Source organism: Cyanobacterium sp. (genome assembly GCF_054166785.1).
In genome coordinates this window covers 37,830-63,918 of the sequence record NZ_JBSZCP010000040.1, presented here as the reverse complement: position 1 = coordinate 63,918, position 26,089 = coordinate 37,830, and the positions used below count along the sequence as shown (strand labels likewise).

General features: G+C 38.3%; 24 protein-coding genes. 12 read left to right on the top strand and 12 right to left on the bottom strand.

All coding sequences use genetic code 11. The annotated features are described in order from the left end of the window. Nucleotides 1–154 precede the first annotated feature (154 nt). Together ACXITR_RS08255 and bicA are read left to right on the top strand one after the other, a co-directional pair. Nucleotides 155–1,066: a glycerate kinase gene (locus tag ACXITR_RS08255; RefSeq protein ID WP_457996749.1), complete on the top strand. Its 912-nt coding sequence runs from the start codon at nt 155–157 to the stop codon at nt 1,064–1,066. A 410-nt stretch (nt 1,067–1,476) separates the two neighbouring features. Next, nucleotides 1,477–3,177: a bicarbonate transporter BicA gene (gene bicA, locus ACXITR_RS08250; protein WP_457996748.1), complete on the top strand. Its 1,701-nt coding sequence runs from the start codon at nt 1,477–1,479 to the stop codon at nt 3,175–3,177. An 88-nt stretch (nt 3,178–3,265) separates the two neighbouring features. Here bicA and secF read toward each other — a convergent pair whose 3' ends face one another. The 4 genes from secF to ACXITR_RS08230 form a co-directional block, all read right to left on the bottom strand. Further along, entirely contained in the window at nt 3,266–4,213 is a 948-nt protein-coding gene (gene secF / locus ACXITR_RS08245; RefSeq protein ID WP_457996755.1) for a protein translocase subunit SecF, read from the bottom strand. Between the two features lie 117 nt (nt 4,214–4,330). Continuing rightward, nucleotides 4,331–5,749 carry a protein translocase subunit SecD gene (gene secD, locus ACXITR_RS08240; protein ID WP_457996747.1) on the bottom strand — a complete coding sequence of 473 codons (1,419 nt, stop codon included), beginning with the start codon at nt 5,747–5,749 and terminating at the stop codon, nt 4,331–4,333. A 125-nt stretch (nt 5,750–5,874) separates the two neighbouring features. Then, entirely contained in the window at nt 5,875–6,858 is a 984-nt protein-coding gene (locus ACXITR_RS08235; protein ID WP_457996746.1) for a pyruvate dehydrogenase complex E1 component subunit beta, read from the bottom strand. Nucleotides 6,859–7,145: 287 nt separating this feature from the next. Continuing rightward, nucleotides 7,146–7,487, bottom strand: coding sequence for a histidine triad nucleotide-binding protein (locus tag ACXITR_RS08230; RefSeq protein ID WP_457996745.1), 342 nt, complete (start codon nt 7,485–7,487; stop codon nt 7,146–7,148). Between the two features lie 113 nt (nt 7,488–7,600). On the opposite strand from ACXITR_RS08230, the gene ACXITR_RS08225 reads away from it, so the two are divergent. Beyond that, nucleotides 7,601–7,807 carry a hypothetical protein gene (locus tag ACXITR_RS08225; protein ID WP_457996754.1) on the top strand — a complete coding sequence of 69 codons (207 nt, stop codon included), beginning with the start codon at nt 7,601–7,603 and terminating at the stop codon, nt 7,805–7,807. Between the two features lie 80 nt (nt 7,808–7,887). After that, nucleotides 7,888–8,226, top strand: coding sequence for a phage holin family protein (locus ACXITR_RS08220; protein WP_457996744.1), 339 nt, complete (start codon nt 7,888–7,890; stop codon nt 8,224–8,226). A gap of 41 nt (nt 8,227–8,267) precedes the next feature. Here the strand turns inward: ACXITR_RS08220 and asnS are convergent, their stop codons facing one another. From asnS to ACXITR_RS08205, 3 genes are all read right to left on the bottom strand, one after another. Continuing rightward, nucleotides 8,268–9,656, bottom strand: coding sequence for an asparagine--tRNA ligase (asnS, locus tag ACXITR_RS08215; protein WP_457996743.1), 1,389 nt, complete (start codon nt 9,654–9,656; stop codon nt 8,268–8,270). 146 nt (nt 9,657–9,802) lie between these two features. Further along, nucleotides 9,803–10,246: a bacteriohemerythrin gene (locus tag ACXITR_RS08210; protein ID WP_457996742.1), complete on the bottom strand. Its 444-nt coding sequence runs from the start codon at nt 10,244–10,246 to the stop codon at nt 9,803–9,805. Between the two features lie 106 nt (nt 10,247–10,352). After that, nucleotides 10,353–11,063, bottom strand: a complete 711-nt coding sequence (locus tag ACXITR_RS08205) for a TIGR04283 family arsenosugar biosynthesis glycosyltransferase (RefSeq protein ID WP_457996741.1) — start codon at nt 11,061–11,063, stop codon at nt 10,353–10,355. Between the two features lie 55 nt (nt 11,064–11,118). Between ACXITR_RS08205 and ACXITR_RS08200 the strand changes: the two genes are divergently transcribed. Further along, nucleotides 11,119–11,619, top strand: coding sequence for a DUF427 domain-containing protein (locus tag ACXITR_RS08200; protein WP_457996740.1), 501 nt, complete (start codon nt 11,119–11,121; stop codon nt 11,617–11,619). A gap of 41 nt (nt 11,620–11,660) precedes the next feature. Here ACXITR_RS08200 and crtH read toward each other — a convergent pair whose 3' ends face one another. Beyond that, nucleotides 11,661–13,151, bottom strand: coding sequence for a carotenoid isomerase (gene crtH / locus ACXITR_RS08195; protein WP_457996739.1), 1,491 nt, complete (start codon nt 13,149–13,151; stop codon nt 11,661–11,663). Nucleotides 13,152–13,549: 398 nt separating this feature from the next. On the opposite strand from crtH, the gene ACXITR_RS08190 reads away from it, so the two are divergent. Continuing rightward, nucleotides 13,550–14,503 carry a PhoH family protein gene (locus ACXITR_RS08190; protein ID WP_457996738.1) on the top strand — a complete coding sequence of 318 codons (954 nt, stop codon included), beginning with the start codon at nt 13,550–13,552 and terminating at the stop codon, nt 14,501–14,503. A gap of 6 nt (nt 14,504–14,509) precedes the next feature. Here ACXITR_RS08190 and ACXITR_RS08185 read toward each other — a convergent pair whose 3' ends face one another. After that, nucleotides 14,510–15,556: a HEAT repeat domain-containing protein gene (locus ACXITR_RS08185; RefSeq protein WP_457996737.1), complete on the bottom strand. Its 1,047-nt coding sequence runs from the start codon at nt 15,554–15,556 to the stop codon at nt 14,510–14,512. A 280-nt stretch (nt 15,557–15,836) separates the two neighbouring features. On the opposite strand from ACXITR_RS08185, the gene ACXITR_RS08180 reads away from it, so the two are divergent. Then, nucleotides 15,837–17,045 carry a GNAT family N-acetyltransferase gene (locus ACXITR_RS08180; RefSeq protein ID WP_457996736.1) on the top strand — a complete coding sequence of 403 codons (1,209 nt, stop codon included), beginning with the start codon at nt 15,837–15,839 and terminating at the stop codon, nt 17,043–17,045. A gap of 310 nt (nt 17,046–17,355) precedes the next feature. Here the strand turns inward: ACXITR_RS08180 and ACXITR_RS08175 are convergent, their stop codons facing one another. Further along, complete coding sequence (locus tag ACXITR_RS08175) at nt 17,356–17,883, bottom strand: tetratricopeptide repeat protein (RefSeq protein WP_457996735.1); 528 nt, start codon at nt 17,881–17,883, stop codon at nt 17,356–17,358. A gap of 147 nt (nt 17,884–18,030) precedes the next feature. On the opposite strand from ACXITR_RS08175, the gene ACXITR_RS08170 reads away from it, so the two are divergent. The 3 genes from ACXITR_RS08170 (at nt 18,031) to ACXITR_RS08160 (ending at nt 21,477) form a co-directional block, all read left to right on the top strand. After that, nucleotides 18,031–18,963: a TIGR04168 family protein gene (locus ACXITR_RS08170; protein ID WP_457996734.1), complete on the top strand. Its 933-nt coding sequence runs from the start codon at nt 18,031–18,033 to the stop codon at nt 18,961–18,963. A gap of 104 nt (nt 18,964–19,067) precedes the next feature. Then, the gene (gene aroC / locus ACXITR_RS08165) at nt 19,068–20,165 is read left to right on the top strand and encodes a chorismate synthase (protein ID WP_457996733.1); all 1,098 of its coding nucleotides are present in this window, start codon (nt 19,068–19,070) and stop codon (nt 20,163–20,165) included. 94 nt (nt 20,166–20,259) lie between these two features. After that, nucleotides 20,260–21,477 carry an NAD(P)/FAD-dependent oxidoreductase gene (locus tag ACXITR_RS08160; RefSeq protein ID WP_457996732.1) on the top strand — a complete coding sequence of 406 codons (1,218 nt, stop codon included), beginning with the start codon at nt 20,260–20,262 and terminating at the stop codon, nt 21,475–21,477. 61 nt (nt 21,478–21,538) lie between these two features. Here ACXITR_RS08160 and ACXITR_RS08155 read toward each other — a convergent pair whose 3' ends face one another. Next, a complete protein-coding gene (locus ACXITR_RS08155) occupies nt 21,539–22,597 on the bottom strand; it encodes a glycosyltransferase family 4 protein (protein WP_457996731.1) in 1,059 nt (352 codons plus the stop codon). A 310-nt stretch (nt 22,598–22,907) separates the two neighbouring features. On the opposite strand from ACXITR_RS08155, the gene ACXITR_RS08150 reads away from it, so the two are divergent. Next, nucleotides 22,908–23,207 carry a c-type cytochrome gene (locus tag ACXITR_RS08150; RefSeq protein ID WP_457996730.1) on the top strand — a complete coding sequence of 100 codons (300 nt, stop codon included), beginning with the start codon at nt 22,908–22,910 and terminating at the stop codon, nt 23,205–23,207. A 27-nt stretch (nt 23,208–23,234) separates the two neighbouring features. Here ACXITR_RS08150 and ACXITR_RS08145 read toward each other — a convergent pair whose 3' ends face one another. Further along, complete coding sequence (locus ACXITR_RS08145; protein WP_457996729.1) at nt 23,235–23,924, bottom strand: N-acetylmannosamine-6-phosphate 2-epimerase; 690 nt, start codon at nt 23,922–23,924, stop codon at nt 23,235–23,237. 225 nt (nt 23,925–24,149) lie between these two features. Here ACXITR_RS08145 and ACXITR_RS08140 point away from each other — a divergent pair, with 225 nt between their 5' ends. After that, a complete protein-coding gene (locus ACXITR_RS08140; RefSeq protein ID WP_457996728.1) occupies nt 24,150–26,057 on the top strand; it encodes a cation:proton antiporter in 1,908 nt (635 codons plus the stop codon). Nucleotides 26,058–26,089: the final 32 nt, after the last annotated feature.

Genomic DNA, 26,089 nt, shown 5'->3' with positions numbered 1-26,089 from the left:
TATTATATGCTTACAAGGATCCAAAGTAACCTCATAAGTTTCGCAGTGAACAACAGATAATGAACAAGTATCAATTAAATTTTGCCAATTTTTTTTATTTAAAAAATTATATAGTAATATTCCTCTCTAGCCTTAAAATATAGAACCATTAACTATGGATAGTGATATTAACAGTAAAGATAATATTAACATAATTTGCAAACAATTTAATCTGAAGAATGAGCAAAAAATAAGAGGTTTATATAATAAGTTATGGATGCCTCTTACAATACACTTGGCGGATAAATTTAAAGCAAAATCTCAACCCTTATTAGTAGGTGTTTTAGGAAGTCAAGGCACAGGAAAAACCACCTTAACTCAAATTTTAAAACATTTATTAGCACAAGAAAACATTAATAGTGAAACCATTTCCCTAGATGACTTTTATAAAACCTATGAAGAAAGAAAAGAGTTACAAAAATTTGATCCTCGTTTAATTTGGCGTGGCCCTCCCCTCACCCATGATGTACCATTAGCCTTAGAAGTATTACAAACCTTGTTAGCCTCCAACCCTGTGGTTATTCCTCGTTTTGACAAATCTTTACATAATGGTAAGGGCGATCGCACTTTAACATCTGATAAGATAACCAAGAGAGTGGATATAATTTTCTTTGAAGGATGGTTTGTAGGAGTAAAGCCCATTCCAGAAGAAAAATTTAATAATCCTCCGTATCCTATCATCACTGAAAATGATCGACAATTTGCCAAAGACTGTAACCAAAGACTAAAAGAATACTTACCCCTGTGGGAATTAATCGATTATCAAATAATTCTCAACCCCATAGATTATCGCCATAGCTTACCTTGGCGCCAAGAAGCAGAGGAAAAAATGAAAGCCCAAGGAAAAACTGGCATGGGTAAACAAGAAATCAAAGAATTTGTCGAATATTTTTGGAAAGCCCTCCATCCAGAATTGTTCATAACTGCCCTTATTAATAACATTGCTCAAAGTGATTCATTAATAATTACAATAGATAGGGATCATTTTTGTAGCGATTATATGATAAATAGTATTAGAGGTAAATAAGATAAATATTAGCAGAATGGATAATACTCCCTCGTGATTCGGTATAATTTGATCACTTCTTATTCTAAATTAAACTAAATAGTCACGGGTTTGGTGCAATATTACAGTCTAAAACATCGCATTACAGCGATCATAAAAAATGCTTTTTAAATAAAAATTAACTTTTTCTTTTACGACATATTCTCATAAAAAACAGAGCAAGTTTCTATTATCAAGAAAAGGTTTTTTTGAGAAATTTGTGAATTGTTATAAATGAAAGTTAACTCAATAGTAAGTTTTTTTTTGTGATTTATAGACTATTTTAAGTCAAATTAAGAAATATTTACCAATTAAAACATCACTCTTTAACAGATAATAAAAGAGTTATATTCAATTTTAAATAATAATTTTCGTCAAAGAAAATAACTATAATGCAAGTAATCAATCCAATTAAATTTGATAACCTCAAGGGAGATATTTTTGGGGGTTTGACGGCGGCAGTGGTGGCATTGCCCATGGCTTTGGCTTTCGGGATTGCTTCTGGTGCTGGTGCTTCGGCTGGTATTTGGGGGGCTATCTTGGTGGGCTTTTTCGCTTCCTTGTTTGGGGGTACCCCTAGCCTTATTTCTGAACCCACCGGACCGATGACTGTTATCATTACGGCAGTGATGGCTGAGTTGATAGCCCGTAATCCAGAAACAGGTTTAGCTATGGGTTTTACCGTAGTTATGATGGCTGGGGTTTTTCAAATCCTTTTTGGGGTTCTAAAGTTAGGGAAATATATCACCATGCTTCCCTACAACGTCATATCTGGTTTTATGACGGGTATCGGGGTAATCCTCATTTTTTTACAAATTGCTCCATTTTTGGGTCAAGAAACCCCCAAAGGGGGAGTGATTGGAGTAATTAGAAATTTCCCTGAATTGGTAACAAATATTAACCCACAGGAATTGGCTCTAGGTTTAATTACGTTAGCTATTTTATTTTTCTATCCTCGTAAATGGAAGGCTATTGTACCTCCTCAGTTGACAGCTTTATTAGTTGGTACATTGATCACTATTTTTCTTCTACGGGATTATGATATTCGTACCATTAGCACCATCGGTGAAATTACCCCCGGTTTACCAGAGTTGCAGATGCCTACTTGGAATATGGAAAATTTACGGCTGATGTTCGTAAATGCCATTGTGTTGGCAACGGTGGGTTGTATTGACTGTTTATTAACTTGTTTGGTGTGCGACAGTTTAACCCGTGGAGAGCATAAATCTAATAAGGAATTAATTGGTCAAGGGGTGGCTAATATTATTACGGGTTTTTGTGGTGGTATTGCAGGCTCTGGGGCTACAACTCCTAGTGTGGTGGCAATTCAAGCGGGGGCTCGTTCTACTTTGGCGAGTATTGTTAGGGCTTTGGTATTGTTTGTGATTGCCATTTGGGCTGCTCCTTTAACCGCTGATATTCCTTTGGCTGTGTTGGCTGGTATTGTTTTGAAGGTAGGTATTAGCGTTATTGATTCGGGTTTTCTCAAGCGGGTTCATAAAATTTCTTGGAAGGCAGCGGGTATCGTCTATGTGGTGGTATTGTTAACGGTATTTGTGGATTTGATGATTGCGGTGGCTGTTGGGGTATTTATTGCCAATATTTTAACCATTGAGAAGCTGTCGGAGTTACAGTCTAGTGCGGTTAAAACTATCACTGATGATGATGATCAAATTTTGTTGAATGATGAGGAGAAACAAATCCTTGATTTAGCTGATAACCGTCTTTTACTTTTCCATCTTAGTGGTCCCATGATTTTTGGGGTGGCAAAGGCGATCGCACGGGAACACAATGCCATTGATAATTATGATGTGATATTGGTGGATTTAAGTGAAGTACCTGTATTGGGGGTTACTTCTTCCCTTGCCATTGAAAATGCTATCCATGAAGCCATCGATTTAGGTCGTCAGGTGATTGTGGTGGGCGCCACCGGGAAGGTTAAACGTCGCCTTGAAAAACTTGGTATCGCTGGGTTAATCCCCGGACACCATTGGATGGGCGATCGCCTTACAGCCCTACAGGAAGGGTTAAATATAGTTAGGGCAAGACAAAGTGCTGATTCTTCTAGTGAGGAAGTAGCCATAGAGAGTTAGGGGTTAGGTAATGGGTAATGGGTAATGAGTAATGAGTAATGAGTAATAGGAATTTACTGCCCACTATCCACTGCCCACTTCCCACTTCTTAACCAACGGCAACAGATTTATTTTTATTAATGGTTTTGCGCCACCATCCCAATAGGGTACTGGCCACGAAAATGCTGGAATAAGAACCAGCTAAAAAGCCCACAATTAGGGCAAGGGCGAAATATTTAAGGGTTTCTCCCCCAAAAAGGAAAATTGCCACCAGGGGTAAGACCGTTGTTAAACTGGTATTAATAGAACGGGTAAGGGTTTGATTTACCGCAATTATGACGGTTTCGTTCATGGTTTCAGCGTCGATATGTTCATCTTTACTGATTTCCCTGATGCGATCGTAAATTACCACGGTATCGTTAACGGAAAAACCGATAATAGTTAATATCGCCACCAAAAAGAGGGTATCTACTTCCACACCGATAACTAACCCCAGAATAGCAAAAAAGCCGAGGGTAATTAGGGCATCATGGATAAGGGCAAGAATGGCAAAGATGGCGTAATCTGTTTTAAATCGGACACTCAGATATACCACAATACCAAAAAAGGATACCAGTAGAGCCAAAATACCAGAGGTAAACAACTCTTGTCCGATGCTAGGCCCCACGGTGTCAATTTGTTGATTATCAGGATTAAAAGCTCCTATTTCTTGGGTTAGGGCTTCTTCTAATCTTGTTCTGGCTTCCACGTCAAGGGTTTGGGTACGAATGGATAAACTTCTTTGTTCATCCCCCACGATTTGGACACTACTATTGGCTAGATTTTGACTTTCTAATACTTCTCTAATTTGGTTGACCGTTAAAGGGCGATCGCAATTACCCTCCACACTACAATCCAACTCTAACTGTAACCTTGTACCCCCCACAAAATCGATACTAGGACGTAAAGGAGTACCGATGGTTGTATAGGACACCACCATGGCAACAACACTGAGAAGGCACAATATAGCGGAAATAGTCCACCATAGTTTCTCCCATTTGACAACATTAAATTGAATCATTTGATAATTAATTGATAGTTGATAATTGATAGTTGATAATGTTTTTGTACAACATCAAACCATGAAAAATAACAATAAGCAAAAGAAAATTAGCTAAAAGTTAGTTGTCCATTGTTAAGGGTTTTTGGTTTTTAAATCAGGGCAAAATAACTGAGGTTTTTGGCGCACAGAAGGAAATCCTAATACAGCAATTAAGAGGAAAGTACGACTACAGGTAAGCGCCGTAAACATACTCACCAATACCCCAATGGCGAGGGTAAGAGCAAAACCCCTTACTAAACCTGCCCCCAGCCAAAAAAGAGCAGCACAGGCAATGAGGGTAGTAACGTTACTATCTAAAATACTGGCAAAAGCCCTTGCAAAACCTGATTCTACGGAGCGATATAAGGTTTTACCACTTCTCAACTCCTCTCGGGTACGCTCAAAAATAAGTACATTAGCATCCACCGCCATACCAATGCTAAGGATAAAACCCGCAATTCCAGGTAAAGTGAGGGTGACTCCGGCGAGGGAAAAACAAGCGAGGGTAAGTAAACCGTATATTATCAAGGCAAAATCAGCGAGGATACCGGGTAAACGGTAATAAACCGCCATATAAACTAATACCAAAACCAGCCCCGCTAAAGCCGCAATGACACTACGGCGAATGCTATCTTGTCCTAAAGTAGCACCTACCACCCGATTTTCTACAATTTCCACGGGGACAGGTAATGCACCTCCTTCTAGTTGTAGGGCTAACTCCCTGGCACCTTCGAGGGTAAATCCGGGGCTACCTCCAGAAATGCTGGCTCTACCGCCAATAATTCCCGTGTTGGCATATTCTGCACTGACACTAGGGGCGCTGATTAATTCCCCATCAAGGAAAATACCTAATGTTCTACCTGTACCTGCAATGTCTTTGGTAAGTTCTGCAAAAAGTTGTCCTCCTTCATTGTTAAATTCTAAAACCACTTCCCATACGTTGGGTTGCTGGGTAGGTTGATAACTAGCGCGGCGGAGTTTATCACCGTTTAACTCACTTCTAACATACAAGTCTTGGGAAAGGGTATTAAGTTCTTCTTGTTTTTCTTGAATCAAATTTGCCTGATTTGCTCTTTCTTCTTCGTCTTCAATGCCCTGAAAACTAATGAGGAGTTGTTGCAATTCCTGTTGACGAACATTGATTTGGGCTTGAATTTGGGCATCATCGGTTTGGGTTCTAAAATCGAGTTGGGCTGTGCCTCCCAGGACTCTCTCGGCTTCTTCTGGTCGTTCTACCCCGGGGAGTTGAACTAGGATGCGATCTTCCCCGACGCTCTGGACTACGGCTTCAGAAACCCCCAATCCGTTTACCCGTCTATCGATTACCTGTCTAACGGCTTCAAGGCGATCGCTCGTAATCTCTGGTACTTCATCGGTAGTTTGTAGTTGAATGGTTAACTGAGATCCTCCCCTCAAGTCTAACCCCAATTGGAGGGGCAGGTTAACGAGGGTGAAAATCGCCGTTATCACCAAAACTATAATTAATATGATAAAAGCTCTTTGTCTTTCCACAATAAAATTTAAAATAAAAGTTTTTTTTAATATAGCGTTATGATATGAGCAATGGTGGGCATTGCCCACCCGACCATGACCATTATTGCTTGTAGTTGCCCTATATTGCCTAGAGCTAATAAATGTTAAATCTGACCGTTCATAATTTTTTGAACCGCTTCCACAATTTGCTCCGGTTGAACAATGGTTAATCGCTCTAAAGTTCCATTATAAGGAGTGGGAATATCTTGGGAAGCTAAACGCACCACGGGGGCATCTAATTCATCAAAAAGTTGGTCGTTAATAGATGCGGTTAATTCTGCACCGATACCGCCACTTTTCATACATTCCTCAACAATGATGACCTTATGGGTTTTGCGAATGGACTCCCCTATGGTTTCCATATCGAGGGGCTTGAGGGAAATTAAATCAATAATTTCTGGATCATACCCTTCTTTTTCTAATTGCTTAAGGGCTTGGGTACAGTGATGTCTCATCCTTGAGTAGGTCAAAATGGTGACATCTTTTCCTTTACGGACGATTTCGGCTTTATCTAAAGGTAAGCTGTATTCGTGTTCGGGCAGATTTTCTTTATGGTTATATAATAAAACGTGTTCAAAAAATAGAACGGGGTTATCGTCTCTAATAGCTGATTTTAATAATCCTTTGGCGTTATAAGCAGTAGAACAGGCGACAATTTTTAAACCGGGTACGGCTTGGAAATAGGCTTCTAGTCTTTGGGAATGCTCTGCCCCTAGCTGTCTGCCTACGCCCCCGGGCCCTCTAATCACGATGGGAATTTTAAAGTTTCCCCCAGAGGTGTAGCGCATCATCCCTGCGTTGTTGGAAATTTGGTTAAACGCAAGGAGCAAAAAGCCCATGTTCATCCCTTCGATAATGGGGCGTAACCCTGTCATGGCAGAGCCTACCGCCAATCCAGTAAAGCTATTTTCGGCGATGGGGGTATCTAATACTCTAAATTCGCCATATTTTTCATATAATCCTTTAGTAACTTTGTACGATCCGCCATAATGCCCTACGTCTTCTCCGAGGACATATACGCTTTCGTCTTTTGCCATTTCTTCATCAATAGCTTCACGCAAAGCGTTAAACATCAAAGTTTCTGCCATTTATTTTCCTTTATTAATTCTAGCTATAGCAGATCTAATCTTATCATTTTTTGCCCTTTTCTCAAGGGGGTTAGGGATTAGTTAAATTACAGGATTTATCGCCTATTACCCATTACTCATTACCCATTACCCATTACCCATTACTCATTACCCATTACTCATTACCCATTACTCATTACCCATTACTCATTACCCATTACTCATTACCCATTACTCATTACCCATTACTCATTACCCATTACTCATTACCCATTACTCGTTACTCATTACTCATTACTCATTACTCATCATCCAGGGGGCCATTTTAAGGGGCGATCGCCTAGAATATGTAAATGAAGATGATCAACGGTTTGCCCTCCATCGTTACCATTATTAATTACTACTCGATAACCGTTACTGAGGTTTTCTTGGGCGGCAACTTTTTTCACAGTAAGAAGTAAATGTCCCAATAATGCTTGATCTTCTCCTTGAGCGTCATCTATCCTAATAATAGGTTTTTTGGGAATAACAAGAATATGGGTAGGGGCTTGGGGGGCAATATCTCGAAATGCCAAGCATAGGTCATCTTCATATACTATATCCGCTGGTATTTCACGGCGAATTATCTTACTAAAAATGGTTTCGCTCATAGTTTTTTTTACTACAATTTTTCGGAGTTGATTAATTTAGAATACGATTATATCCCCCAAACATGCAAGGAAATATTTTTGGTTATGTTATCATTTGAGCAAAAAGGGTAATGATGGATAGTAAGGAGTTAGCAGGTTACATCGAAAAAACTGAGGGAATTTCTAAACCTTGGCTATTGGTGCAATTGAGATTGAAAAAATTACAAGAAGATAGAAGTAATATGTCGGCAGAGGATTACGAGCAAAAGTTGGCTGATATTTACAATGATTTAATGAATTTGGGGGAATGGTGGGAAGGAATAGAGGATCAAGTTTTTTAAACTTTGTTAATAAAAATTACAGATAAAATCAAATTGATTATAATCAAGACCAATCAAATAAATTTAAGGATAAATTGATCATGGTAGAATTCATCATTACTCTTTCGATTACGGCTTTATCAATGTATGTCGCTTCTGTGGTTATACCGGGGATGATAATGGAAAGCGCAGGGGCTGCATTTATTGGGGCTTTTATCTTTGGCTTGATAAACAGCATCATTAAACCCATTTTAGTTTTCTTTACTTTCCCCATAACCATTGTTACCTTGGGGTTATTTTTGTTGGTGGTAAATGCAATTTGCTTTTCTCTGGTGGGTTATTTTACCCCCGGTTTTAAAGTGGGAGGATTTCTGAATGCCTTATTTGGCTCGGTGATAGTTTCTATCGTATCCACTATCATCAATCAAATTGTTTTTTAGTTTTTTTTGTTGGGTTTCGTTTCCTCCACCCAACCTATGGATTAAAATTCGGCACTCATGGGGGTGCGGGGGAAGGGAATCACATCTCTGATGTTGTCGATGCCCGTCATGAATTGTACTAATCTTTCAAAGCCTAAACCAAATCCTGCATGGGGTACGGTGCCATATCTCCTTAAGTCTAGGTACCACCATAAATCTTGGGGATTGATGTCCATTTCTTTAATTCTGGCTTCTAATACATCATATCTTTCTTCCCTTTGAGAACCGCCAATGATTTCTCCGATATTAGGTGCTAAGATGTCCATGGCGGCGACGGTTTTTTGGTCTTCATTCATACGCATATAGAATGCTTTGATGCCTTTGGGGTAGTTGGTGACGATGACGGGTTTTTTGAAGTATTCCTCGGCTAAATATCTTTCATGCTCTGATTGTAAGTCTATGCCCCATTCTACGGGAAATTGGAAGGTGCGATCGCACTTTAATAGTAAATCCACGGCTTCAGTGTAGGTAATCCGTGCAAACTCATTATTGATGATATTTTCAGCATTAGCAAGTACCGTATTATTGATACGTAAATTAAAAAATTCCATATCTTCAGGACAATTTTTCAACACATAATCAAAAACATATTTTAAAAATTCCTCCGCCAAATTTTGATCCCCCTCCAAATCACAAAAAGCCATTTCAGGTTCCACCATCCAAAACTCAGCAAGGTGACGGGAAGTGTTAGAATTTTCTGCCCTAAAAGTGGGTCCAAAAGTATAGACATTTTCAAAGGACATGGCCATAATTTCGGCTTCTAGCTGTCCACTAACCGTTAAATAGGCTTTCTTCCCAAAAAAATCTTCCTTATAATCGGTTTTGCCGTCTTCATAACGGGGAATATTATCCAAATTAAAATTAGTCACCGTAAACAATTCCCCCGCCCCCTCACAGTCACTAGCCGTAATAATAGGAGTATGCACCCACAAAAAACCTTTTTCCTGAAAAAATTGATGGATGGCATTAGCACAGGCATTACGCACCCTCATCACTGCCCCAAGGGTATTGGTGCGCCCCCGTAAATGGGCAATAGTACGTAAAAATTCGAGGGAATGACGTTTTTTTTGTAGAGGATAATCTTTGCCATCACATTCCCCATAAACCTGTACCTTATCAGCCTGTAACTCTATTCTTTGCCCCTTGGCAGGAGATTCCACCAAAACCCCCTCTACCGCTAAAGATGCCCCTGTACTCAGTCTTTTGATGATAGTATTATAATCAGGGATGTCTTGATTTAAAACCACTTGTAAGTTAGCTAAAGATGAACCGTCACTTACTTCAATAAAGGTAAATTCTTTTAGTTCTCTTTTAGTTCTTACCCACCCTTGAATTTTAACTTTTTCTTGGGGTTGTCCTTGACGCAAAATATTAATTATACGGTTATTCATCTTGATATAAAAAGTAAAAAAAACTAAAATTTATGGTTTATTTATTTTAACATATACTATCTAATATAATTTATTTTAAACTGTTATTAGTAACTTAATTAGCTAGTAAAAGAAGATGAATAATTGTCTATTTACCCCTTGTTAAATCAGTAGTTGTTCATTTCTTCTCGTTCATACCTTCTCATTTCTCCTTTCTTTTGTTTAATATAATGGATCATTTGTAGGTCTTCTCCTTTAATGTGATGGATTAACCAATCTGTTAAAAATCTTGATACTTTTGCGGTGATAAATTGTTGATGTTCTAACAGTTCTTTTTGTAAAACGATCACATCATGTTTTAAGGATTCATGTTTTTCTTTATGGAGAGCATAATTAGGATAATTATAGTCAATCATAAATTGCTCTTCTGCATCGAAGTGTTTAATGGTATATTCTACTAATCTTGCTAATGTGTTGTTAATTACTTCTTGTCCATGACCTTCCATCATGGCATTATGTAGTTGATTGATTAACTTGAATAGGTATTGATGTTGTTGGTCAATTACACTTTCCCCCGTCATATATTCTTCTCTCCAAAAGGCAATAGACATAATTGATTTCTCCTCAAGCTCTATACTTTTAATTATATGCTAGGGTTTTTTAAAATAAAATTTTTTATGACTTTTTAGCCTTAATTTTTACAAGAATTTATAAAAGTTAACTATTTTTCCATTCCCTATATATTTTGGCTAATTTATGGGGATTTATTTTTAAGTAATAGCCGATGATTATAATTTGATTAATAATGGTTGTTTTTAATATACCTAATTTTTTCCATCGACGAGCCGAGGTAGTAACGGCGGAATTAGCAATTTTTATTTTGCCTCTTTTTTGTAGTTTTTTCACCAAAGCAAAGTCTTCCATAATCGGGATTTCAGGAAAACCCCCTATCATTTCAAAGGTTTCTTTTTTCATAAAAATTCCTTGATCTCCATAGGGTAAAGACCATAAGTGCGATCGCACTTTAACCATATTACAAATAAATTTAAACAGAAAATTATGCCCTTCGATCATCAAATTAAACGCTCCCGCCACAACCCCAGATTGACTTAAAATAGTTTCAATCTGTTGATAATAATTAGAAGGTAAAAGAGTATCTCCATGGAGGAATAACAGTAGATTTCCTTTTGCCGATTTTGCCCCCAAATTCATCTGATAACTACGACAAGCCACAGGAGATGAGACCATATTTAAACCATTATTGATAATAACTTCCCTAGTATTATCGTTACTGCCACCATCCACAAAAATAACATCATGATTACTATGTAAACGTACAAAAAAAGATATATTTTGTTTTATAAAAACCTCTTCATTCAATACAGGAATTATAATACTTAGCTGATTAGAATTAATTTTTTGATACATTTATAAATATACAAGCAAAATTAACGTCTTTTTATTATTTACAAAAAAATAAACAATGTTTAATGACATTCAAAAAATAACCCCTCAACCCGGGCAAGAATCCGTATGGGATTACCCTCGCCCCCCCAGACTAGAAGCCGTTGAAGCCCCCATTGAGATTATTTGTAACGGGGTAAAAATTGCCAACACCAAAGGTGCTTACCGTGTCTTAGAAACCAGCCATCCCCCCGTTTATTACCTTCCTCCCCAAGACATTAAAATGGAATATTTAAGGACTGTTTCTGGGCAATCTTTTTGTGAGTGGAAAGGAGTGGCACAATACTATACAGTAACCGTTGAAGATAGGGTATTACCAAAAGTAGCATGGTATTATCCAGAACCAACGGAAGCATTTAAAGACATTGCTGGTTATGTTGCTTTCTACGCTTCCCCCATGGATGGATGTTATGTAGATGGGGAAAAAGTCACCCCCCAACCCGGTAACTTCTATGGTGGTTGGATTACCTCCAATATTGTAGGGCCTTTTAAGGGGGAGTCTGGTAGTTGGGGATGGTAGGGAATTAATTGATAATTAAAAATGGATAAATAAATCCGCTTTTAATAACCTAAATCAACAGCGATGCGGTGGGCGCAACTAAAACCAGAAAAAGCCACTGCATTTAAACCCTGCCCGGGAAATGTACTATCTCCCACACAATAAAGATTCTTGATAGCGGTGCGGTTGAAAGACATGGATAACAAGCCCTTTAATTTGCGACGGGGAATAGGGCCATAGGTGCCGTTGTCTCGATTTAAAAAGCGTCGGTGGGTGCGGGGTGTACCTATTTCCATATAGTCTAATCCTGCATCTAACCCGGGAAAAATTTTCTCTAAACGTTCAATTAGTCTTCCTGCGGCTTCTTCTTTTTTGTATTCATATTGCTCTGCGGATAACCCTTTCCAGTAGTCTATATAACTAGGGGTAAAGGTATGAATGATATGATAACCATCTGGGGCTAAACTAGGATCGAGGAGGGTAGGAATTGATACAAAAATTGTACCTTGTTCGGCTTCTAAGTTTGACCAATTTTCAAGGATGATGTGATGGCATTCTGTGCCATGGGGTAATACTTGGGCATCGACTCCTAAATGAAGACTAAGGAAGCTAGGGGATTGTTTGTAGTTGTTTTCCCATCGTTTTTCTTTGGCTGGTTTTTCCTTTTCAATCAATTTCTCGAAAGTATCCCAACGGGTAGCATTGGAAACAATCCTTTGGGCTTGATATTCTGTACCATCGGATAGTTTAACGGCGATCGCACAGTTCCCTTCTACTATAATATCTGTAACCCTTGCTCCATAATGAATTTCTCCTCCATGACTTTCTAAACCCTCCACCAATTTCTCCGCAATTTGTCCTACCCCTCCTTTAGGATAGTTAATACCTCCATAATGACGGTCAGAAAATACCATCCCAGCATTAATCATGGGAGTCTTATCCGCCGGTACTACAGACCAACAATAACACTCCATATCGATAAATTTTAACAACTCAGGATTTTTGATATGTTTACGGGCAATATCTCCCACATTCAAGGGCAAATATTTCACTAAACCCAAACAAGCCAAAGGATGCTGAAAAAATACCCTTGTCAAATAGCCCATTTCCTCAAGGGAAAGTAATTCCATGGTATTGAGGCAATTAAATACCTTCCAACACTCATCATAAAACTTCTTGATGCCCTCTTCTTCGGCAGGGAAACGAACATACAATTCCTGTAAAAACTTGTCATAGTCTCGGTGAACTTTTAAGTCCAAATTATCGGGTAAATGATAGTGTATTTGTACTGGATCTGCGTAGGTTTCAATACTCATATCCACCGCATCCAAAGCACGGGTTAAGAGATTGGTAGTGCCTTCTGTGCCAAAACCGAAAATCATGGAAGCACCCACATCAAAGCGATAACCTTCTCTTTCAAAGTAACCTGCACTGCCCCCCGGGATAAGGTAACGTTCTAAGACTAATACTTTTATACCCTTGGCGGCCAATTGAGTAGCGGTTACTAAGCCACCAATACCTGATCCGATTACTATGACATCGTATTTACTCATAATCCGATTTTTAGCTGACAGTTGACAGTTATTTTTTAAATTTTTGTTACACTACTAATTCTAAACTCTCCATACTAATTTTTTCATCTTCTTCTTACCCTTTGACGGTAGTAATGTTACAAATTTTTCAAAAAGTTGCTTTTTTTTTGACTTTTACTTCTTTTTCGTAGATGATAGAGATATACTGTTTAATAATCGGAATCTTTATATTTGTTTTTAAAAATGCACAGATTTCCATTATATTAAAATAATATCATAAAATGAAGTAATAAAAATCAAAAAGTTTAGTTTTAAGAATTTTTTTAAGAGCATTAGCTTCCCTTTGCTCCTATAAGATTAAAAATAGTAAGATAGGGAGTTAGAGTTTAATCACATCTCAATTAATTATCCATTACTAAATGTCAGAAGATTCTAAAACGATTTCCCTTCCTAGTATCGAAAGTGCGATCGCCCTTGCGGGTAAACAAGAAGAAAACCTAAAATATATAGCTAGAATGACGGGGGCAAGTCTCTCATTGCAGGGGCAGGATGTCGCCATTTACGGAAAAACTAAACCCGTAGCCAGAAGTGTAGAAATCGTTAAAGCCTTAGAAACCTTGTGGCTAGAAGCAAAACCCATCACCGAGTCAGATATATTAGTGGTCTTCCACGCCCTCGATACTAATAAAATGGAAGAGTATCAGGGAATCCAAAAGGAAGTATTAGCCCGTACCCGTAGCGGTGAGTCCATTCGAGCTAAAACCTTTAAACAAAGGCAGTATGTCCAGACTATCCAAAAATATGATATTACCTTTGGCATTGGCCCTGCAGGTACAGGAAAAACATTTTTAGCGGCGGTGTTAGCCGTACAAGCACTTTTGAATGATGAGTGTGAGAGATTAATTTTAACTCGCCCTGCGGTGGAAGCGGGAGAAAAACTAGGTTTTTTACCGGGGGATTTACAACAAAAAGTTGACCCTTTTCTACGTCCTTTGTATGATGCTTTATATCAATTCATTGAACCTATAAAAATTCCTGACTTAATTGAGAAAGGAAAAATAGAAGTTGCCCCCATTGCCTATATGAGAGGTAGAACTTTAAGTAATGCTTTTGTTATCGTTGATGAGGCGCAGAATACCACCCCAGCCCAGTTGAAAATGGTGTTAACTCGTCTTGGTTTTGGTTCTAAAATGGTAGTGACGGGGGATATTACCCAAACTGATTTACCCAATCAACAGCAGTCGGGGTTAATTGTTGCTTCGAAAATTTTGCAGGGGGTGGAGGGTATTGGTTTTTGTAATCTTACCCAAGCTGATGTTATCCGTCATCCCTTGGTACAAAAAATTGTGGCTGCCTATGAAAGACATTTTTAAGGAGGGCTATGGGGAATCGAAATTGTTATTATCCTCGATGAGGGTGGCATCTACTTCTTGGGCATAATCTGGGTGATTGTCTTGGGAAAGGAGATTTTGACTAGAGGCTATTTTTTCGAGGGTGCGCAGGGCGATTTCCCTTACTTCTGGATCTGGATCGTTGTAAGCGGTTTGGGTTATGATAGGCTGAACTTGGGTTATTAATTCATATACCTTGGTAATGTCTCTGAGGGCATTTTTGCGCACGCTTCCATGGTCATCCTGTAGGGATAATATTAAGGCTTGATTGATGGGTTTAATGCTATTGAAGGCTATTTGAGAGATGGCTTCCAATATTAGTGTCTTTTCTTGAGAGTTACTATGGCTCATTATATCAAGAAGAGGGGCGATCGCCCTTGAATCGGCTTCTGACGCTAAATTCCAAATAATTTTACTTTTATTTTTGCCATCACTTTCTCCTAATTCTTTAATCAATTCTTGAGTTTTATCCGTCGGTTTTTCAATTTCTGGGTTAATTCTTTTGGCTAATGTTCCTTTATTTAGCGGTGTATTTGGTAGTAATTTATTATCTTCATTTTCTTCTAAAATATTCTGATTATTTAAAGATAATTGTTCAAGATTTCTTTCTGAAGTTGTTTTGATATTTTTTTTGTTGTCATTTAATATTTTCATCCCAATCACAATTAAAGTAATACTGATAATAATGATGAGAATAACTAAACAAATGGTGAGGATAAATAAAAGGCTATCCATATTCCAATTATTATTACTACTATTGTTAGCTAAAATGGTCTCAACATTATTAATTGCCCGTTGGGCATAACCATCTTCAGGGCGGTAAGAAAGAGCAGTTTTAAAGTAATCTAAAGCCTCTTCATATCGACGATTATTAGTAGCTTGATAACCTTTGTGCATATTTTCATCGTAGAGAATCGCCGCATCTTGACTGGTTACATTTTCTGTTTCCGAGGCGATCGCCTGTAAATCATTATTAGTCGTATAATTTTTATGAAGGGATAAACTGAGAAATACATTACAAAAAACTATTGACAACACTAAATTGAAAGCCCATTTTTTGTGTATCATATATGTCCTTTAATATGTTTATTCGATGAAATTAAAATAAGACAAGAAGGCAAAACAAGATAATAAGATTTTTTAATGTGGTAATACAAAATAATTTTTATTCATATCATAAATCAAGATTTCATCCTCAACAACCATAAATAAAGAATTACACTAGAAAAAGGAATTATAAAAAATTAGGACTTATATCCCGATTTTCCTGTAAACCCCAAGAAAAACAAGGTAACTACAATTTATTGTCAAGGTTATGATGGATAAAATTTTTCGCAAAAAAAGTACTTCCCCCTATACTATCCGTTGGCATCAACAAATAGCAGAAATTCCCCAATCAGCATGGGATGAAATGGCGATGCCCTTGGCAACTCCCTTTTTAGAATGGGAATGGTTACACAATTTGGAAACCTCTGGTAGTGTTAAACCTCAAACAGGTTGGCAACCTTGTCATTTAACGGTATGGCATGAACAAAAATTGGTAGCAGGGGCGCCTTTATACATCAAAGGGCATAGTTATGGAGAATTTGTTTTTGATCATCAATGGGCTGATTTAGCCTACCGATTAGGGATACAATATTATCCTAAACTTCTGGGCATGACTCCTTTTACCCCCGCTGTGGGTTATCGTTTTCTGGTGGCGGAGGATGAAAATGAAGAAGATATTACCGAAATGATGGTAAGTGCGATCGATCATTTTTGTGTTAAAAATAAATTATCAGGGTGCAACTTTCTTTTTGTTGATCCTCAATGGCAATCTATCATCGCAAAATTTGGCTTTTCTGCATGGATGCACCATGGTTATGTCTGGGGGAGTCAAGATTTTAATACCTTTGATGACTATTTAAAAATATTTAACTCCAATCAGCGTAAAAATATCAAAAGAGAAAGAAAATTAGTTCAAAAAGCAGGGTTAATCACTAAAAACCTTGTGGGAGAAGAAATACCTCATTATTTTTATCCTTATATCTACCAATTTTATAACAGTACCTGTAGCAAATTTTATGGGGGTAGTAAATATTTAACCAAACAATTTTTTGAACAACTTTATCCATCCTATAGTCATCGTCTCATGGTAGTGGCAGCTTTTGAAGAGGGCAACGAACATCAACCCGTGGGAATGTCTTTTTGTATCCGTAAGGGAGAAAACCTTTATGGGCGTTATTGGGGTAGTCTGGATGAATATGACTGTTTACACTTCGAGACTTGTTATTATAAACCCATTGAATGGGCTATTAGTCAAGGGATAAAAATGTATGACCCAGGGGCGGGGGGTAGCCATAAACGTCGTCGAGGTTTTCCTGCTAAGGCTAACTATAGTATGCACCGTTTTTATAATCAACGGATGAGTAGTATTTTAAGCCACTACATTGATGAAATTAATTTTGCTCAACAACAGGAAATTGATGCTATTAATAATGATTTACCTTTTAGTAAGAAGGAAATTAATTTTTCTATTGATTAATGTATAGCAATTCCCGTAAAATAAGCAGAGTTTTATCACATAAGGGGTTAAAACCTAATAATACTGAGTCCGTAAAAAATACGATACTAATAAAACGAATAATGGGTTTAAGTCCATTGCCAAAACAATAAATAAAAGTATATTTTCTCCATGGGACTTAGTATCAATAGAAAGTGCCTTTTATTTTTAAATGTGTTATTGAAAAAGGCTATATTTAATGGTGGGCTATGCCCACCCGAATAAAAATATGATTAGAGTGTTTTTAAAGCTCTAATATTTAGCATCATTTATGATGAGTGAATAGGAAAGTTTATGGGGTAGCAAATCTTTTTTGTAGTGATTCTACCCTAGCTTTAGCGACGGAGTTATTAGCATCAATGGTTAATACTTCTTTGTAGGTTTCTAATGCTTGGACTGTTAATTGTTTTTTCTCATATACGTTACCTAAGTTGTTAAGGGCGATCGCATATTGAGGATATAATTTAATAGCTTCTTTATAGTTACGAATAGCAATATCATATTGTTCTTGGGAAAAATGAGCAAAACCGAGGGCATTATAGATTAAGGCTTTGTTTTCCTCTCCAATTTTATCGGAGGCTTTGAGGGCTTTTTGTAATAATTGCACTGCTTGAACATAAAGTTTTTTGTCAAGATAAATACTAGCTAATTCGTAATATTCTTCGGCTGTTCCCCTCTCTTTTGTTAATTTTTTTTGTAGGCTGGAAAATCTATTTTCTACTTTTCTTGTTTTAATAATTTGTCTTAATAAAAGAACTGCAACAATGGTCAAAATTCCAAGTAAGATAGAAATATAAACTACTGGAAGATTCTCATTCATGGTAAAAGTTTGTTAATATATTTGTTTTTATTACTTTGATATATTATCACATTCAGACATTTTTATAATCCTGAGAATAAATGTGGGACTTTTGTTAATTTTAGGTAACAATATTAAGAAAGGTAAATAAAAAAATAGATTAATTTGATGGTGGATAATAAAATAAAAGTTGCAGTAATTGGAGATGTACATGATCAATGGAATGAAATAGATCATCAAATTCTCGACTTTTTGGGGGTTGATTTAGTTTTGTTGGTGGGGGATTTTGGCAATGAATCCATCGCCGTGGTGGAGCAGGTGGCGAGGTTAGAAATTCCGAAGGCAGTAATTTTAGGCAACCATGATGCTTGGTATAGCGCCACGGATTGGGGTAGAAAAAAAGCTCCTTACGATCATAGCAAAGAGGATAGGGTGCAACAACAGCTAGATTTATTAGGGGATGCCCATGTGGGTTACGGCAAAATTGATTTCCCTCATTTGGGATTATCTGTGGTGGGGAGTCGTCCTTTTAGTTGGGGTGGTTCAAAATGGAAGTGTAAGAATTTTTATGCTCAACGGTATGGGGTATCTAGTTTTGAGGATTCTAGTCAAAAAATCTTTGCTCAATGTCAAAAGACGACGGAATCTAATGTAATTTTTATCGGGCATAATGGCCCTTTTGGGTTGGGGGGGAATCCAGAGGATACTTGTGGGAAGGATTGGAATCCCATTGGGGGTGATTTTGGAGATCCTGATTTTCAAAGTGCGATCGCAAAGTGGCGCAGTGCGATCGCCCTTAATCCTCAACTAAACAAAACCATTAGCCTAGTTACCTTTGGACATATGCACCATCGCCTTAGACATACCAAAGAAAGATTAAGAACAATCATTAACCGAGATCAAGATAATACGATATATCTCAACGCCGCCTCAACCCCTCGTATCCAAGAATTTGATGGCATCAAAGCCCATAACTATTCCATTGTTACCTATGAAAAAAATCAAATTACCGATATATCCCTGCTGTGGGTGACAGAAAACCTCGACATTCTATCTAAAAACCCCTTGTTTACAGGTTTAACCAGTCTTAAAATACCCTAACCCTTGCCATCAAAATCCATTGACAACGGACAATGAACCATGAACAATGGATATAGTATAGAAAAATTTGATCATCCCACTACCTTTACATTACCTTTTTATAAATGAGCAGTATCTTTGGTGAATTATTTAGAATCTCTACCTTCGGAGAATCCCATGGGGGCGGAGTTGGCGTTGTCATTGATGGTTGCCCCCCCCGTATCGAGATTAGCGCCGAAGAAATTCAAGAGGATTTGAACCGCAGAAAACCCGGGCAAAGTAAAATTACCACCCCCCGTAAAGAATCGGACTTGTGCGAAATCGTCTCAGGGGTATTTGAAGGTAAAACCCTAGGTACTCCCATTGCTATTTTAGTCAGAAATAAAGATGCCAGATCCCAAGATTATGATGAAATGGCGGTAAAATATCGTCCTTCCCATGCTGATGCCACCTATGACGCAAAATACGGTATCCGTAATTGGCAGGGGGGGGGGCGCTCTTCCGCCCGGGAAACCATCGGTAGGGTAGCCGCAGGGGCGATCGCCAAGAAAATCCTCAAACAAGTAGCAGGGGTAGAAATCATCGCCTATGTTAAAAGCATCAAAGACATAGAAGCCACCAACATTAACCAAGATACCGTCACCCAAGAGCAAGTAGAAAGTAATATCGTCCGTTGCCCCGACAGCGTCACCGCTGAAAAAATGATCGACCTCATCGACCAAATTCGCAAAGAAAAAGACTCCCTCGGAGGTACCCTCGAATGTATCGTTAGAAACGTCCCCAGAGGACTAGGAGAGCCAGTATTTGATAAACTAGAAGCAGATCTTGCCAAAGCCATCATGTCATTACCCGCCACCAAAGGCTTTGAAATCGGTTCAGGATTTGCAGGTACCACCCTCACAGGAAGCCAACACAACGACGAATTTTACCTCGATGAAAATGGCACCCCTCGCACCACCACCAACCGCTCAGGGGGCATCCAAGGGGGCATCAGTAACGGCGAAAACATTGTTATCAGGGCGGCCTTCAAACCCACCGCCACCATCGGCAAAGAGCAAAAAACCGTCAGCAAAGAAGGGCAAGAAACCACCCTTGCCGCCAAAGGAAGACATGATCCCTGTGTACTACCCAGAGCAGTACCTATGGTAGAAGCCATGGTTGCCTTGGTATTGTGTGATCATCTTTTGCGTCACCATGCACAATGTAATTTAATTGAGAATTGATAATGAATAATGGATAATGAATTTTTTTATCCACGTCAATCAACTAAAATCAAATTATCTTCCCCCTTATTAAGGGGGGCTAGGGGGGAGCAAAATGAATCAACAAATAATCATCATCGGCGGAGGGGCAGCGGGATTTTTTGGAGCCATTAGTGCCGCCACCCATCAACCCCAAGCAAAAATTACTATCCTAGAAGCTAGTAAACAACTACTAGGGAAAGTAAAAATATCTGGGGGCGGTAGGTGTAACGTGACTCATCACTGTTTTAACCCCAGTCAATTAATTACTAACTATCCCCGTGGGGCAAAAGAATTAAGGGGTGCATTTTCCCGTTTTCAACCCCAAGACACCGTAAAATGGTTCACAGACAGAGGAGTTAAACTAAAAACCGAAGCCGATGGGCGAATGTTTCCCATCACCGATGACTCCCAAACCATTATTGATTGCCTTATAAATACCGCTAAATCATTGGGTATTAAAATTAAAACCCAAACCCCCGTAAAAAGCATTAATAAAATAGACAATAAATTTATTATCACCCTCAAATCAGGGGCAGAATTGGAAGCAGATAAAATCTTAATCGCCACAGGAAGTAATAAGTTAGGTTATCAATGGGCGCAGTCTTTAGGACATACTATAAAAACTCCTACTCCTTCATTATTTACCTTTAAAATAAATGATCCTAGAATTAAAAATTTAGCAGGGATTAGCTCAGAAAATGTCCATATTCAATTGAAACAAAAACAAGGAAAAAAGTTAGAACAACAAGGACCTTTATTAATTACCCATTGGGGCATAAGTGGTCCTGCGGTACTAAAGTTATCGGCTTGGGGTGCAAGGGTATTATATGACCATAACTATAAAATGGAATTAATAATCAATTGGCTACCTGAAAAAAATATGGAGGTCATTAAAACTGAATTAAATCAACTTAAGATAGATAATCCTAAACAAAAAGTTATTAATTATAATGGTTATAAATTACCTAAAAGGCTATGGCAAAGTTTAGTAGATTATAGCTTATTGAATAATGATAAAATTTGGGCAGAAATTACAAAAAAAGAACTTGAAAAATTAGCCCTAGAATTAACAAAAGGGGTTTATAAAATAGAAGGAAAAGGAGTATTTAAAGATGAATTTGTTACCTGCGGTGGAGTTGCCCTCAAAGAAATTGACTTTAAAACCATGGGAAGTAAAAAGTGTGAAGGGCTTTATTTTGCAGGGGAAATATTAGACATTGATGGGGTTACAGGGGGTTTCAATTTTCAAAATGCTTGGACAACTGGTTGGCTATTCGGAAGGCAAGATTGATAAAGTGAAGTACAATTCCCCATTGCCCACCTAAATGATTAATATATTTTGATCTGAGAATCTAAGACACTATTTTTCTGAACCAACTTTCAAATCTATCTCCCCATACTTGCAAAGAGTATTCCCTTTCCACCACGATACGACAATCATAACGGTTAATGGTTGATAACTTCTCAATAGCTTCCACTAAGCCCTCTACACTATCAGGAGTTACTAAAAAGCCTGTCTTTCCATCTTCCACAATTTCCGATGGTCCTCCCCTAGCATAGGCAATTACAGGAACACCACAAGCCAAAGCCTCAATGGCAACATTCCCAAAAGCCTCTATCCACCGAGGAGTCATTAATAATCCTTGACATTGCCTTAATTCTTCTTGTAAATCTTGGGTAGATAAAAAACCTCGATAGTCGATGGGGGCATCAGGATATTGGGTGAGAATTTTTTGCCAGTATTGCTCATCTTGAATTTTACCAAAAATTAATAGGGGAACTTGAGTAATATTACTAGCTTTGACGGCATCTTCGAGGGCTTTTTCTGGGGCAATTCGTCCTAACCATGCCAGTTTTTTATCAAATTTTTCACTATATTTATACAAGGATAAATCTAAGCCACTGCCTAATATTTGGCACACTTCCCCAAAGGGAAAAGTATCGGCCTGAGACTTGGTATATACGCCAAAATTGTGGGGATATTGTTGGGCGATTTTATTCATTATCTCATCCAAACTATCGGATAAAGAACCCATGCTGATAAATTGGGCGATGGGGGTAGAGAAAAAAGGGGTTAGATAAAAAGGAAGCCAATCAAAGGCAAAGTTGACTATTAAATCGTAATCGGATTGTACTTTTCTGGCATATTCCCACATGTTAGCTAAAACGGAATTTTCAGGCATGATGGTAGGAATATTCCTTGATTGAGTCTGGGCTGGTATATGCACATTACCTTCTATTTCGATAATTTTGGCATTAGCAAAATAGGATTTTGTTGGGGCTATGGTGGTGATGTCATAACCTCTTTTTTGCATTTCTTGGATGAGGTTGTATAGGGTTAATTCGACTCCGCCCCCAATCCCTGAGCTTAAAGCACCGACAGGGGTTGACATGAATAACAGTTTGTGCATTTTAATTTTTTAAAAAATAACAGGGAGTTTTTGGTTTTTTTGCCTATGGGTTATTGTTACATCTTGAGAATTTTTAATCAATTGCCATGGTAATTAGCCGATTAAGCTATAAATTTTGAGAGTCAGGAAGCGTTAAAAGTTAATTAAATCTTGAAAAGTGGCATTAATGAGACAAAATATTGCAGAATGTTAAATAGGTAAACCAAAAGTTAACAATGATTCCGTGAACAACCAAATATTAGAAACAAAAATTAATAGACCAGAAGTCAGGAACGTGATCATAACTATTTCCAGCGTTATTTTGTTAACAATGGTAATAATTCTCTCATTTTGGTTGTTACCCTCAAAAAATCCTTACATAGTGGAAGTCTTATCTTATCAAGGTAATGCAGAAAGGGGTGAGGCAATTTTTAATGTCAATTGTGCTGGTTGCCATGGAGTACAAGGGGTGGGAAATGTGGGCCCTACTCTTACTCATGTTTCTAGGCGCAAGTCGGAGGAAAGCATTATTAATCAGGTGATTAGTGGACAAACTCCTCCCATGCCAAAATTTCAACCCTCAGCGGAGGAGATGGCGGATTTATTGGTCTATTTACGAGAGTTAAATTAATCGGAATATTATTCTTTAACAAGGGGCTTAAGCCCCTTGCCTATTTCCTGCCTCCATTGTCGCCACATATTCTTTTGTTTGTAAGTCTATGCCTGTGATGGCGGTACCCACAACTACGGCAAAGGCTCCTATTTCGAGGGCTTTTTTGGCTTCTTGGGGGGTTTTGATGCCTCCTTCACAAATGATGGGTTTATCGATGGTATTTACTAATTCTTTGAGAAAGTCGAAGTTAGGGGGTTTTTTATCGATGGTGTCTTCGGTATAGCCGTAAAGGGTTGTACCGATAAAGTCTGCCCCTGCTTGGCTAGAGGAGATCGCACTTTGAAGGGTATCAATATCAGCCATCACTAGACGACCTAAATTTGATTTAATTTTATGGATAATATCCGCCATGGTTTCTCCGTTAGGACGATTTCTGAGGGTGGCATCCACGGCAATAATATCTGCCCCCGCCTCACTCACTGCCACGGCATCTTCATATCTGGGGGTAATGTACACCGAAGAATTAAGCCCCATTTGTTTCCATAAACCGATAATAGGAATGTTAGGAGCTAGGTTACGCACTGCCCGAATATGGCTTGGACTATCGATTCTGACTCCTTTTGCCCCATTGTTGAGGGATGCAAGGGCGATCGCACCTATCATTTCAGGTTGATGTAAAGGAGAATCGCTAGGCGCTTGACAGGAAACAATTAAACTGGATTTTAAAACCTTCATGGGGAATGGGGAATGGGCAATAGTAATAATAGTTCTAATATTATATATTTACTGTAGTTTAATGATGTTGCATATCCAAAATGAACTGCACCTCAAAATTAATCGTCCATTATCCTTTGTTTATTGTCAATTGTTAAATTAAGCTACCATGGATAAGACATAACCATAATTTCCACAGAAATTATTAAGAAAATACAAAACGTATTATATTAGACCTCTGGTACCATGGAAGACTCTTTTACTCTGACTTTACTGATTATCATAACCGTATTTGCAGGGATAAGCTCTCAAGTATTGGGAGAATTTTTTAAAATACCCAGTATCGTTTTCCTGCTCATATTTGGAGTGCTATTAGGTAGAGACGGTTTAGGCATATTACAGCCAGAACTTTTGGGAGTAGGATTAGAAGTATTAGTCGCCCTTGCGGTCGCCATCATCCTGTTTGAAGGGGGCTTAAACCTAGAATTAAAACAACTAGATAAAGTATCAGGAAGTTTACGAAATCTTGTCACCATCGGTACTTTAATTACATTTATCCTCGGAGGTATGGCCGCCCACTGGTTAGCTGAATTTCCTTGGGAAATCGCCTTTTTATACGCATCCTTGGTGGTTGTAACAGGCCCCACGGTGGTTGGTCCATTATTAAAACAAGTAGCCGTAGATAAGCGTGTAGCTACCCTCCTAGAAGGGGAAGGAGTTTTAATTGATCCTGTGGGTGCGATCCTTGCCGTGGTAGTATTAGATACTATTCTTAATAGCTCTGCCTATTCCCTCGAAATTGTCACAGGGTTGTTATTCCGTCTAGGTATCGGAGCAATTATCGGTGGTGTGGGTGGTTGGTTATTGGGCTCATTTCAAAAAAACGCCAACTTTGTCCCCGAAGAATTAAAAAATTTGGTGGTTTTAGCAGGAGTATGGGGGATATTTGGACTATCCCAGATGATTATTAGCGAATCAGGATTAATGGCAACGGTGACGGCGGGGATTGTGGTGAGGGCTTCTGACATTCCCGAAGAAAGGTTATTATTACGCTTTAAAGGACAATTAACCGTATTATGTGTGTCGGTGTTATTTATCCTTTTGGCGGCGGATTTATCCATTGACAGTATCTTTGCTTTGGGATGGGGTAGTGTCTTTACAGTTTTGGTACTGATGTTCTTGGTTCGTCCCCTTAGTATTCTGATTTGTACGTGGAATAGTGACCTTAATTGGCGACAAAAGACTTTTTTAGCATGGATTGCCCCCCGAGGTATTGTGTCGGCTTCCGTGGCTTCTTTATTCTCGATTTTGTTAACCCAAAATGGCATTAACGGGGGAGACTCTATTAAGGGATTAGTTTTCCTTACCATTATGATGACGGTTTTTGCCCAAGGTTTGAGCGCTGGGGGGGTAGCAAGTTTACTAAAAATAAAATCTAACTGTGCAGGGGGGGCGGTGATTGTTGGTTGTAATCAATTGGGGCGTTTAATTGGGCGTATTTATCAAAATGAAGGGGAATCGGTGGTTTTAATTGATACGGATAAGGATGCCTGTGAGAAGGCTAAACAGGATAATTTACCTGTGTTTGAGAGTAGCGGATTAGATCCTCAAGTGATGGAAAAGGCTGATATTACGTCCGTAGGGACTTTAGTTGCCCTTACAAATAATGGGGATGTTAATTTAATGATTGCACAAAGGGCGATCGAGGAGTTTGCACCGCCGAAGGTGTTGGCCGTTTTTCCGAAGCAAAATGATAATAATGTGAAGGCTAATAAGCAAAAAATTAATCAACCTTTTATTAATGAGTTACCTGTAAAAGTTTGGAATCAATATCTTCAGGATGGCTTATTTCGGCTTGGTAAAACGGTGATTCGGGGTAAGGGGGAGGCTATCGATTTTCAGCAGGTACATATTCAAGCGTTGATTTCTTCGGGGGAAATGTTACCTCTATTGATGCGCCGTGATGGTAAATTGGATATTATTCAGGCTAATGAAGAATGGAAGTTAGGGGATGAAATTATTTATCTTCTTCATGATCCTCGTCCACAGTTATTAAAACGTTTATCGGGAATTAGTGCTTCTTCTCGTCTCAATTTGGAGAAATTGCCCAAGGTTGAGGAGATTCCTTTATCGGTGAATATCAAACAAGCCTAGTTAGATAAGAATTGATAATTGATAGTTGAGAA